The following is a 13,318-nucleotide window of genomic DNA, read 5'->3' on the forward strand; positions in this document are numbered from 1 at the left end:
GCAAAAATACCATATGCTACCAAATTGTAGGCTAAAGAAACTATAAAAAGCCCTCCATATTAACAAAATGTTAAAAAAAAGCAAAACTTTGGAAACTTATATTGTTTTTAAAGTTTCCTGTTCTATTTTTGCGCTCTTATTATGAAGGAAAAAATTATACAGAAGGCAACCGAATTATTTATCACCCTGGGTTTTAAAAGTGTAACCATGGATGATATTGCCAATGAAATGGGTATATCGAAAAAAACAATTTACACCCATTTCAATAATAAAGAAACCATTGTTGCTGTAGTGACCGACTCGATGTTTGAGCGTATTTCGCAGCAAATAGATTCTATTTGCGAGCTAAATAAAAATCCGATTGAAGAAACATACGAGATAAAAAAGTGTGTTATGGAGCATATGCGCAACGAAAAAAAATCGCCATCGCACCAACTTCAAAAGTACTACCCTAGCATCTATCAAAATATTAAAAACAGGCAATTTGCTCTAATGCAAGAATGCGTTGTAAAAAACCTTGAAAGGGGGATAATGCAGGGGTTGTTTCGTGAAAATATAGATGTTCAGTTTGTTTCTCGCATCTACTTTAATGGCGTAACCGGAATTAAAGACAACAACTTGTTTCCTGTTACTATGTTCGAAGGCTCTGCTTTATATGAAATGTTCTTAGAATACCATTTAAGAGGTATTGTAACTCCAGACGGTAGAAAAATTCTCAATCAACTTATTCAATCAAACCAAGATTAATGAAACAGTTTATAATTATAGTCGTGCTGCTTACATCGCTAACAACCGTTGGCCAAGACAAAGGGTATTCCTTTAGTCTAGACGAAGCAGTTACATTTGCGTTAGACAGCAACTATACTGCTCTAAATGCCCGAAGAGACATAGCAAAAGCTATTAAGCAGAAGTGGGAAACCACAGCAACGGGCTTGCCACAATTAAGCGGAAATATTAATTACCAAAACAATTTAAAACAACAAGTGACACTTATTCCTGCAGAATTTAGTGGGGGTGAGCCAGGAACATTTGTACCTGTGGTTTTTGGAACCAAACAAAATGCTAGTGCCGTTGCCACTTTAAATCAATTAATTTTTGATGGTAGTTATTTGGTAGGACTTCAAGCAGCTAAGGCTTTTCTAGATTTTTCAGAAAATGCAGCAGAAAAGACCAACCTCGAAGTACGTAAAGGTGTTATAAATGCCTACGGAAGTGTTCTTTTAGCAGAAGAATTGATAGCGATTTTCAAAAAAAATAAAGTTACACTAGAAAAAAACGTTTTTGAAACACGTAAAATATTTGAGAACGGACTTACAGAAGAGGAAAGTGTAGAACAGTTAGAAATAACCTTATTAGATATAGATACGCAACTAAAAAATGCCGAACGAAGTGCCGTTATTGCTAAACAAATGTTTAATGTGGCTCTTGGTATACCTATTGAAAGCCCTGTGCTTTTTGAAGACACCCTTGACACCTTGGTTGAAGAAAGTGCAAATCTTGAGCTACTAGACAGTACGCTATCTATTGAAGAAAACATAGATTACAAAATAGCATTTAATCTTACTGAGCAACGCCATTTAGAGATGAAACTTGAAAAGAGTAAAGCGCTACCAAGTATTTCTGCTTTTGTAAACTATGGAACATCTGCTTTTAGAGACGAATTCTCTTTTCTCGATTCTGGCGAACCGTGGTTTCAATCTTCTGTAGTTGGCGTTAGTATGAATGTACCCATTTTTAGCAGTGGCATGCGAAGTGCTAAAACGCAACGTGCTAGAATCGCGCTAGACCAAGCAAAAACAGAACTAGAAGAGACTAAACAAAACGTAACATTGCAGCTAAATACGGCAAGAAGCAACTATCAATTTGCTATCGAAAAGTTCGAAAATTCGAAAAAGAACAAAGCCTTGGCAGAGCGAATCGAAACTAAAAATCAAGTTAAGTTTACTGAAGGCTTGAGTACAAGTTTCGATTTGCGCCAAGCACAAACACAGTTGTATTCAGCTCAACAGCAGTATTTTCAATCCATGCTGGATCTCATTAATTCGAAAGCAGAAATTGAAGCGGTATTAAACCTACCCGATTTAAGAATAGAATCTGAACAAATTAAAGGAAAGTATTAATGCAACCATATACTACCCCACAACAAACAAACTCATCGACTAACAGACGTAATGCAAACACGTCCAACAAATTAATAATTATGAAATATTCAATTATAGCATTGATTTCGCTTTTTTTCATCTCTTGTGGTGGTGGAGCAGGTGGTAATTCAATAGAAGCTGTTTTAGAAAGCAACGATCTTGTTACGCTTCAGAAGAAAAAAGACGAACTCGCTTCGCAACAACAAACGCTCCATGAGCAGTTAACGCAGCTTGATAAAAAAATAAACGAACTAAATCCTGAGAAAAACATCCCATTAATTACCACATTAGTTGCAACAGACACGGTGTTTCATCACTATGTAGAATTACAGGGAAGTGTAGATACTAAACAAAATATAGTAGTCACCCCAGAAATGGCGGGTGTATTACAACGTGTATACGTGAAAGAAGGACAACGAGTAAGTAAAGGTCAACTTTTGGCAAGTGTAGATGACGGCGGATTGAGCCAGCAACTTGCACAAATGCAGGTGCAAGCCGATTTAGCCAAAACTACATTCGACAGACAAAAACGTTTATGGGATCAAAAAATAGGTAGTGAAATCCAATACCTACAGGCTAAGTCTAATTACGAAGCACAACAAAATGCAATCAATGCCATGAAACAACAACTTGGTAAGTCTAGCATACGAGCACCGTTTTCTGGAACCATAGACGATGTAATTACTGAGCAAGGTAGCGTAGTGGCTCCAGGACAGACTCCAATTATAAGAATTGTGAATCTCAACAATATGTATATTGAAACAGACGTGCCTGAGACGTATATAAGCAATGTAACTACTGGTAAAGATGTTCAAGTAAACTTTCCGGTTTTAGGAAAAACTATGGATGCCAAAATTCGCCAAACGGGAGATTTCATTAATCCAGAAAATAGAACATTTAAGATAGAGGTAGCAGTACCAAATTCAGACAAGCTTATAAAACCTAACCTTACTGCCCGCTTAAAAATTAACGATTACACCAATGAAAACGCAGTTTTAATTCCACAGAACATCATTTCTGAAAATGCATCGGGCGAGCAATATATTTATATCCTTGAGGCTAAGGAAGGACAAAAAGCTACCGCCAAACGTATTATCATTGAAACTGGACAATCGCAAGGAGATGTCATTGAAGTGCTTAGCGGGTTATCCCCAGGGGCAGAGATTATTAATGAAGGTGCCCGAAGTGTAAAAGACGGACAAACCGTAAAAATTATTACCTACTAAGGTACTTTTTGAACCGCACTAACTACTAACGCCAACTAACAAACATCTTATGGCAAAGCAAAAGAAAAATACCGAAAAGGAATTTAAACTCTCCTCATGGGCCATTAATAATAAGACCACCATTTATGTGATGATGGCAATGATTCTGTATATGGGTATTTCGGCATATTTCAGCATGGCTCGTGAGAGCTTTCCTGAAATTCATGAAACCAAAATTTACATTAGTTCATTATTTCCTGGAAATACGGCAGAAGACATAGAAAAATTAATCACAGACCCATTAGAAGATAAGCTAAAAACTGTGAGTAATGTGGTAGAAATCACCTCAACTTCACAAGAAGATTATTCTATGGTTGTGGTTGAATTTGACGAAGATATTTCTGTAGAATTGGCGAAACAGAAAATAAAAGATGAAATAGATTCTGAAACTGCGGGTGAAGATTGGCCAACTTTTAATGGCGCCAAGGTTGAACCCAACGTGTTTGAATTAAGTCTTTCTGAAGAAATGCCTATTCTAAACATTAATATTTCGGGAGACTACCCCGTCTTAAAGCTGAAAGAATATGCAGAGTACTTGCAAGATGAAATCGAAAACCTTGAGCAAATTAAGAAAGCCGATATCCGAGGCGTGCAAGACAAAGAAGTTGAAGTTGCCGTAGACATCTATAAAATGATGGCTAGCAATGTAAGTTTTCAAGACGTAAGTAGTGCTATTGCTAATGGCAACATGACCATGTCTGCAGGAAACTTTATTGCAAGTGGGCAGCGACGTACCATCAGGATTTTAGGTGAAATTAACGACCCTCAAGAGTTAAACGATTTTGTGGTAAAATCTGAAAATGGAAATACTGTTTTCTTACAGGACATCGCATCTATAAAGTTTACAGAAAAAGACAGAACTACCTATGCCCGTGAATTTGGAGAGCGGGTAGTTATGCTAGACGTAAAAAAACGTTCTGGGAAAAACATGGTAGTAGCTGCAGAACAAATTCAAGAAATTGTTGCCGATGCAAAAAAAGACATATTTCCTTCCAACCTAAACGTGACAATAACCAACGACCAATCTTCAAAAACAATTGGTCAGGTAGACGATTTGGTGAACAATATTATCTTCGGAATCATCTTAGTAGTAACAGTTTTAATGTTCTTTTTAGGATTTAAAAATGCGCTTTTTGTTGGATTTGCGATCCCCATGTCTATGTTTATGTCACTTATGATCCTAAATCAGTTAGGGTACACCATGAACACTATGATACTCTTCGGACTGATTATGGGATTAGGAATGCTGGTAGATAACGGTATTGTGGTGGTAGAGAACGTGTATAGGCTTATGGATGAAGAAGGCCTTAGCAGGGTTGAAGCAGCCAAAAAAGGGATTGGAGAAATCGCTTTTCCTATTATAATTTCAACAGCTACTACCGTTGCCGCGTTTATCCCATTAGGGTTATGGCCTGGGCTCATGGGACAGTTTATGATTTATTTCCCAATCACGCTTTCGGTGGTATTAGGATCCTCACTATTTGTTGCTATTTTCTTTAACTCGGTTTTGGTATCGCAGTTTATGAAAACAGAAGATAAAAATATGCCGAAAAAGCAATTGGTTAAAATTTCAGCAATTGTAGGGGGTATTGGGTTACTCATATTGATTTTTGGTGGAGAATATAGAGCACTAGGTACTTTAATGGTGTTTACCGCTATTATGTTGTGGGCGTACAGGTTAGTAATAAGAGGAATGGCAAATCGCTTTCAGAAGAAGACATTAGCTCGATTAGAAAACTGGTATGAAAAGAAACTTACAGGATCGTTTAAAAGAAAAAGGCCTTACTGGATTGTAGGCGGAACATTCGTGCTATTATTTGCCGCATTTATTGCCTTTGGCGCTTCGGTGGGTATGCAGCGTACTAAAATAGAATTTTTCCCAGACAATAAGCCCAACCAGATTATTGTCTATATCGAGTACCCACAAGGTACCGATATCGAAAAGACCAACGCCATTACAAAAGAAATTGAGAATGTTGTTTATGAAACATTAAATAGTGAAGAATATACAGATGGCGACTATAACTTTTTAGTTGAAAGCGCCGTGAGTCAAGTAGGTGAAGGTGCTGGAAATCCGCAAACCGATGGTGGTTCTGCAGCAGAAATGCCGCATAAAGGGAAAATTACTGCCTCCATGCGAGAGTATAAATATAGAAGAGGAGAAGACAGTGAAATATTGCGTCAGAAAGTACAAGAAGCTCTCGTTGGAATTTATCCAGGAGTGCTAATTTCTGTTGAAAAGGATGTAAACGGACCCCCGGCAGGAGCTCCAATTAATATAGAGCTTGAGGGCGATGACTATAATGAACTTATTGCTGCTGCCGAAACAATGCGCGAGTATATTAATTCTAAGAGCATTGCAGCTATCGATGAGTTAAAGATTGATGTTAACAAAGACAAACCAGCAATGGAAGTTGTTGTAGATCGTGAAAAAGCAGGTGAGTTAGGCATAAGCGCTGGGCAAGTTGGACAACAACTTAGAAATGCTATTTTTGGTACCAAGGCTGGCATTTATAAGGAAGATGGAGAGGACTATGATATCTATATTCGTTTTGACGAAGAAAGCCGCTATAATGTAAGTGCGTTGTTTAATCAGACTATGACGTTTAGAACAAATACCGGTCAACTGCGTAACGTCCCTGTTTCTGCCGTTGCCACAAAACGTAACAATTCTGGTTTTAGTGCTATTAAACACAAACAAGGTCAACGCATAGTAACTGTTTATTCTGCATTAGCGCCAGGATATACAGATGCGGGTGCCGTGGTGAGTCAGATTCAAAATGAAATGCGGAATTTTGAAGGTATTCCTGATACTATAAAATTCGATTTTACGGGGCAGATAGAAGAGCAGAACAAGCAAATGGCATTCTTGATGGGCGCATTCTTCAGTGGATTGGGCCTCATTTTCTTGATTTTAATTTTTCAGTTTAACTCAATATCTAAGCCTACAATCATCATGATTGCAATATTCTTAAGTTTTATTGGGGTTTTTGGAGGAATTGTAATTTCAGGATCTCCGTTTGTAATTATGATGACAATGATGGGAATTATCTCTTTAGCTGGTATTGTTGTGAACAATGGGGTGGTGCTACTAGATTACGCTCAACTATTAATAGATCGAAAGAAGAATGAATTAAACTTAGATGATGATGAGTATCTTAACAAAGAAGATTTATTAGTGAGTATAATTAAGGCAGGAAAAGCGCGTTTGCGTCCCGTGTTACTTACGGCTATTACAACTATTTTAGGTTTAATACCTTTAGCCATAGGGCTCAATATAAACTTTTACACCCTAGTTAGCGAGTTTAATCCTAACATCTATTTTGGAGGGGATAATGTAATTTTCTGGGGGCCATTAGCATGGACCGTTATTTATGGTTTGCTTATAGCAACGTTCTTAACGCTAATTGTGGTACCTGTATTATTCTATATTTCTATGCGTATGAAAATGTGGTGGAGTGCTAGAAAAAATCCTGTTGCTCAAGAAGTAGACTTTGAAAATGCAAACGTAGAGGCTGCAGAATAAGTCTCTAGTTGAAATTCTAAATTGAAAAGCCCTTTCAATAAATATTGAAAGGGCTTTTCTAATGGAAGCTAATCCAAATTAATTTCCTTCCGTTAATGGAATTGGAAATTGAGAGAACACGTCATCGTTTGGACGAGCTAGTGGAAGCTCATCTAATTTATTGTAACGTCTCATATCAATCCATCTATGCCCTTCGGCATAAAGTGAATAGCGTCGTTGTCTCAAAACCTCATTAATTAGTGAAGTTGCATCGGTATCACCTGTGTACGGATCTAATCCTGCACTTTCACGAATTATATTAATTCCGTTTAATGCTTCGGCTGTATTATTACTAATATTGGCTTCAGCATATAATAAAATTAACTCCTCGTTTCTAATGATAGGAATTGAAGATTCTTGAGAGGTATATAAAAACACATCATAATTTCCTGTAAGATCATCTAAAGTGATTTCTTCATCTCGTTCCACAACTTTACTTAGCCTGTTGTCACCTGCTTCTGCATCTGTAAGGAATGATGGCTCCATAATTCTAGCCCCAGCAGTAGTTGCATTTAAAGGGAAGAACATTGGATTTGAAATATCTGTTGCACCTAGAGAAAAGGTATGATAAATTCCTGTGCTAAGATCTGAAGAGCTTAGGTTCAAGAATGATCCACTTAAGAAAGTTCTCGTCGCTCCCATATCACCCTGATATGCTGCTACTCGAGCAGAAATCGCTCGGTTTGCAGACAAAAATGATGCTGGTGTATCAAAACCACTAAACCCAGATGTAATAGAGAATGGGAAAGCACTACCTCCATTTCCAAGATTTCCTGCAGCCTCCTCAAGCATAGATCTTATGTCTGAAAGCGCCTGAGTTTTTGAAACAAAAGGTCCCAAATTATCTGAATCGGATACATCTGTACGAATACCGTTTGCATCTGTCAAGTTTAAGTTAAGTAACAACTCGTAGGCAATAAAGGTTTGTAAAAATCCTTTAGTTGCATTTACTTCAGCATTTGTAAATTGGGCAGAAACATCTTGTGCCTCTAAAAACCCTAAAATTAGATTTGCATTCTTTACAGTTCTATACCTCGAAGCCCATGGCTGGGTAATATAGAATGTATTGTTATCTAAGACTGCATTCTCACCGCCAAGTAAATCACTTGTAAAGCGAGGGTCGGAGCTAGAAAACCTCCAATACTCGCGACCAATTACACCGCAATCGTCGTAATAGGTTCCTAATCGAGTTCGAGAGCTGTATAATACCCCTCCCACTAAATCTTGAAGGTCTCCTCGCGTTAAGTTCTCATTAAACGCATCCACTTCTGGATTGTTTAGGTCTGAAAATTCTTCTACCTCACAGGAAAACAAGGTTCCAGCAACGGCAAGCAAGAATAAAATTTTATATATCTGTTTTTTCATAATAGTTTTTTTTAAAAGTTAACTCCTAGGTGAAATAAGTATCTCTTAGAAGAAGGGAAAGGTGTTACTTCTACACCTGTAAAAATAGACCCTCCACCAAAGTTAGACACTTCAGGATCATAGCTATTGTAGTCGAAGAAATTAAGTAGATTAGTTCCTGAAAGACCTATTCGAACCGAGTCTATAGCTCCTCCAATTACACCACCTAATGCATTACTATCTAATGTGTAGTATAATCCTACTTCACGAAGACGTACGTACGATGCGTCTTCTACAAATACTTCGGCAGAAGAACCTAATTGGCTCACTCTGTAAGGACCATTACCTAATTGCCCTTCAGGATCTAAGTCTATGGTATCATAATCATGGCTTGTTCCGTTAAGGTCTGTTAAAAGGGCTGTTAAGTTGATATTATCTCCACCCTTTTTCCATTGCCATAAAAATGCCAAATCTAAATTCTTGTATTTGAAATTGTTATTAATTCCCATTTGGAAATCTGGCTCAGCATCTCCAAAAACTTGGAAACCATTAGGTCCAGGATTTGGACCAATACCTACAATTTGGGTAGCACTAAAACCTTCTTCAATTCGGTAGGTACCTAAGGTAGCTCCAAAGGCTCCAACATTAAACGGATCTACATCTAATCTGGTAATTTCCGAAGTATTCTTAAACCAATTTACACCTAAGTCCCACTGAAAGTTATCATTTGAAACTGGTGTAGCACTTAACGAAAGTTCGATACCCTTGTTTTGTAGTTCACCTGCATTAACGATTTCAGAAGTAAACCCTGAAGATGGTGGCAGTGCAGATTGTAAGATAAGATCATCTATAGTTTTTATATAGTATGTACCTGATAAATTAACTCTGTCTTCGAACAATCCAAAGTCTGCACCAAATTCTAATTCTTTTTGTCTCTCAAAATTAATGTCTTTAGAACCTCTAACACCTTGCAGGCTGATTCCTAATACTCCATCAGACGTAACGGCACCTCCATAAGAAGTAAACAAAGCACCTCTAGGTGGGAAGTTTCCAGCCTCTCCATAGGCAGCTCTCAATTTAAATTGACTCAACGCGGTTCCATCTCCTCCTATGCCAAACTCTGTTAGGTTAAAAGCAACAGATGCTTTCGGATAGTAGTTAAATTGATCTGGAATTCCTGTTCTAGAAGATTGATCACCTCTAACTCCAAAAGTTGCTATCACTTTATCGTCGAAGTTAATTTCTTCTTGTGCAAAAAATCCTGCATCTTCCTGCTTGTCACGTATTTGATTTACACCTACATTGGCAGCTTGATCTACGTTGGTTTCTGATGCAACTAATCCAGTGGCATTAATACGTTTTGTATCTCTATCAAAACGCTCATTGGTTAAACCTACTTGGGTTCTAAAGTTAATATCGTTATTCGTTGTAAAATTATGAACTAAGAATCCTGAAAGGTTGTAAATTTTGTTCTGCGTATCTCCCTGTACCGAAACACCATTCAATCCTCCATTTACAGGTTTTTGAAATTGTAATCCTTTTGGGAAAAAAGCTCTAGACTGTTGTCCGTACATATCTAAACCACCACGGAGTACTAATTCTAAACTCGAATTATCGCCTCTGTAAAAATCAAGGTTCATTGTTCCTCCAATTATAAAACGATTTACCCGCTCACTATTGGTAACCAAATCTCTTGTTTGCAAAGGGTTAGATGAGTTATTAGGATGGTCTGGGTAAATACCATTGGCATTTGCTAAAAGATTGTCCCACGGACGCGTAGCTGTAAGTGCAATACCTATAGTAGTACCTGAGTTATCATTATTAAAGAACCCACGATCTGAAGACGAATAGATATAGTTAGAACTTAAGCTGAACTTAAGCCAATCTTTCGCTCTGTGATCTAAATTTAAACGTAACGAAGTTTTTTCATACCCTGTGTTGCGTACAATACCTTCTTCGTTGTTATGACTTACACCGGCAAAAAATTTCGTTTTCGAATCTCCCCCACTCATGCTAAAATTTGTAAGACGAATAAATCCTTTTTCACCAAAGATTTCATTTTCGTAGTCAACTAATGTTCCATTGTTTTGTGCGTTTACAAAGTCGTTGGCAGCATCTTCTCCAAAGGTATCTAAGACACGTTGTCTATTGTAGTCTCTAACACCTAATAAGTTAATTGCTTCAGTCCATCCTACAGATTGTGAAAATTTAAACTTTGTCTCACCTGCTTTACCTCTTTTTGTAGTGATAATAACCACCCCTGCTGCTGCACGAGAACCATAAATAGCCGCGGCAGAAGCACCTTTCAAAATTTCGATATTTGCAATATCTTCTGGGTTAATATCCGCAATACGGTTGGTAGCATTGTCTTGAGCATCTCCCTGTGTGCTCCCTCCTGCTGCAGAGGCGGAAACAAAGCTTAAACCTGATGCAATAGATGAGTTATCTACATACACCCCATCTACAATATATAAAGGTTGTACATTACTATTAATAGATGTTGCACCACGAAGCTTTACAGATAATCCTCCTCCAGGTGCACCCGAGTTTTGATTCACTACGGCTCCTGCAAATTTACCATAGAGCGCACCATCTAATGTAGGTGGTGGCGTTTTTCCAGTGATATCTTCTGCAGATAACGAGGCTACTGCATTTGCAGAATTTGTTCGCTTAATAGAGGTTGCCAAACCTGTAATTACAACCTCATCTAGTGCTTGTGCAGATTCGGCCATAGTAATATTAACAGTCCCTGCACTACTTACAGATTGCTCAATTGTTGTATATCCCAATGAGGAAAAAACTAAGGTAACAGGCACATTAGCGACATTAATAGTATAATTACCATCAATATCTGTGGTAGTACCATTGGTAGTACCTTTTTCAATGACATTTGCGAAGGGAACGGTTTCACCTCCTTCACTAGTTACTTTACCTGTAATTGCATTTTGAGCAAATACGAAGCACGGTAACAAGAATAAGAAAAGCAAAAGCCTCCCACGATAAAAGTTGTTTTGTTTCATAGTTTATGATTTAAGTTAATGTATCTCGAAATTACTGCTTATTATTCAATAATTTTACATTTTTATTGAGTTTTTCATAACATTCACTTAACATTGATGATAGAATATTCAATTGCACTGTTAATCATAGGGATACCTCAAAAATATAGTACTATCCTAATTTTATCTTCTTAAATTTGCATCCGCTTTTCAAGCTTAAAATTTAATTTAAAGTTTCAACATGTATAGAACGCATAGCAATGGCCAACTTAGAGCCGTAGATATCGATAAAAAAGTAACCTTGGCAGGATGGGTTCAAAAAACCCGAAACAAAGGTTTTATGGTTTGGGTAGACTTGAGGGATCGATACGGTATCACACAACTTATTTTTGATGCAGAACGTACCCCAAAAGCAATGATGGAAACGGCATCTCAACTGGGGCGTGAGTTTGTTATTCAGGTTACAGGAACTGTTATTGAGCGTGAAAGTAAAAATCCGAGTATCCCTACAGGTGATATTGAAATTCTGGTTTCTGAAATTTCAGTGCTAAACCAATCATTAACGCCTCCTTTTACTATAGAAGACGAAACAGACGGTGGTGAGGATCTTAGAATGAAATATCGTTACTTAGATATTCGTCGTACCCCTGTTAGAAAAAATCTAGTATTTCGTCATAAAGTAACTATGGCGGTACGTAATTACCTTTCAGATAAAGAATTTATTGAAGTAGAAACGCCCTACCTTATTAAGTCTACTCCAGAAGGTGCCCGTGATTTTGTGGTGCCAAGCCGCATGAACGAAGGTCAGTTTTATGCACTTCCGCAGTCGCCACAAACATTTAAGCAATTGCTTATGGTAGGCGGTATGGATAAGTATTTTCAAATTGTAAAGTGCTTTAGAGATGAAGACCTACGCGCAGATAGGCAACCGGAATTTACGCAAATAGATTGCGAAATGGCCTTTATTGAGCAAGAAGACATTTTAAACACCTTTGAAGGGCTAACCCGCCATTTACTAAAAGAAATTAACGGAGTTGAAGTTGGAGATTTCCCAAGAATGCAGTACGATGACGCTATGCGAATGTACGGAAATGACAAGCCTGACATTAGATTTGGTATGGAGTTTGGCGAGCTAAATGCGGTTGCTCAACACAAAGATTTTGGCGTTTTTAATTCTGCTGAAATGGTCGTAGGAATTGCAGTACCAGGAGGTAATAGCTATACACGTAAAGAAATTGACAAACTAATTGACTGGGTAAAACGTCCTCAAGTAGGCGCTCTGGGTATGGTTTATTGTAGATGTAATGACGATGGAAGCTACAAATCTTCTGTAGATAAGTTCTACGATCAAGAAGACTTGGCAAAATGGGCCGAAACAACTAGGGCCAAAAAAGGTGACCTTATCTGCGTGCTTTCTGGAGAAACCAATAAGGTGAGAGCGCAACTCTCGGCATTACGTATGGAGTTAGCCGAAAGATTAGGCCTTCGTAAGGCAGACGAATTTGCACCGCTTTGGGTAGTAGACTTCCCTCTACTAGAGCTAGACGAAGAAACTGGACACTACCATGCCATGCATCACCCTTTTACCTCTCCAAAACCAGGACAGCTAGAATTGCTAGACTCCAAACCAGGTGAAGTTAAAGCAAATGCATACGATTTAGTATTAAACGGAAACGAAATTGGTGGTGGTTCTATTCGTATACACGACAAAGAAACACAAGCCATCATGCTAAAACACTTAGGTTTCTCAGAGGAAGAGGCAAAGGCACAATTTGGATTTTTAATGGATGCCTTCGAATATGGAGCACCTCCACATGGTGGAATTGCCTTCGGATTAGATAGATTGGTAGCCATTTTAGGCGGCCAAGAAACCATTCGCGATTTTATAGCATTTCCGAAGAACAACAGCGGACGCGATGTTATGATTGATGCCCCTGCCCCATTAGACAAAGAGCAATTAGCCGAACTCAATCTTAAATTAGATTTGTAGAAAAAAACGCGAAC

The 13,318-nt window shown here is 38.0% G+C and carries 7 protein-coding genes; 5 read left to right on the plus strand and 2 right to left on the minus strand.

Annotation, left to right across the window (positions count from 1 at the left end):
- Positions 1–141 precede the first annotated feature (141 nt).
- The 4 genes from G5B37_RS08950 (at position 142) to G5B37_RS08965 (ending at position 6,932) form a co-directional block, all read left to right on the plus strand.
- The gene (locus tag G5B37_RS08950) at positions 142–747 is read left to right on the plus strand and encodes a TetR/AcrR family transcriptional regulator (RefSeq protein WP_164679699.1); all 606 of its coding nucleotides are present in this window, start codon (positions 142–144) and stop codon (positions 745–747) included.
- A complete protein-coding gene (locus tag G5B37_RS08955; RefSeq protein WP_164679700.1) occupies positions 747–2,120 on the plus strand; it encodes a TolC family protein in 1,374 nt (457 codons plus the stop codon). The genes G5B37_RS08950 and G5B37_RS08955 overlap by 1 nt, the downstream gene beginning before the upstream one ends.
- 80 nt (positions 2,121–2,200) lie before the next feature.
- Positions 2,201–3,367: an efflux RND transporter periplasmic adaptor subunit gene (locus tag G5B37_RS08960; RefSeq protein WP_164679701.1), complete on the plus strand. Its 1,167-nt coding sequence runs from the start codon at positions 2,201–2,203 to the stop codon at positions 3,365–3,367.
- Positions 3,368–3,416: 49 nt separating this feature from the next.
- On the plus strand, positions 3,417–6,932 hold the full coding sequence (locus tag G5B37_RS08965) for an efflux RND transporter permease subunit (protein ID WP_164679702.1): 3,516 nt from the start codon (positions 3,417–3,419) through the stop codon (positions 6,930–6,932).
- A gap of 78 nt (positions 6,933–7,010) precedes the next feature.
- Here G5B37_RS08965 and G5B37_RS08970 read toward each other — a convergent pair whose 3' ends face one another.
- Together G5B37_RS08970 and G5B37_RS08975 are read right to left on the minus strand one after the other, a co-directional pair.
- Entirely contained in the window at positions 7,011–8,336 is a 1,326-nt protein-coding gene (locus G5B37_RS08970; protein WP_164679703.1) for a RagB/SusD family nutrient uptake outer membrane protein, read from the minus strand.
- 11 nt (positions 8,337–8,347) lie between these two features.
- Entirely contained in the window at positions 8,348–11,335 is a 2,988-nt protein-coding gene (locus G5B37_RS08975; protein ID WP_164679704.1) for a SusC/RagA family TonB-linked outer membrane protein, read from the minus strand.
- A gap of 220 nt (positions 11,336–11,555) precedes the next feature.
- Here G5B37_RS08975 and aspS point away from each other — a divergent pair, with 220 nt between their 5' ends.
- Positions 11,556–13,304, plus strand: a complete 1,749-nt coding sequence (gene aspS, locus G5B37_RS08980) for an aspartate--tRNA ligase (protein ID WP_164679705.1) — start codon at positions 11,556–11,558, stop codon at positions 13,302–13,304.
- Positions 13,305–13,318: the final 14 nt, after the last annotated feature.

The organism is Rasiella rasia, assembly GCF_011044175.1.
GTDB classification, from domain to species: domain Bacteria; phylum Bacteroidota; class Bacteroidia; order Flavobacteriales; family Flavobacteriaceae; genus Marinirhabdus; species Marinirhabdus rasia.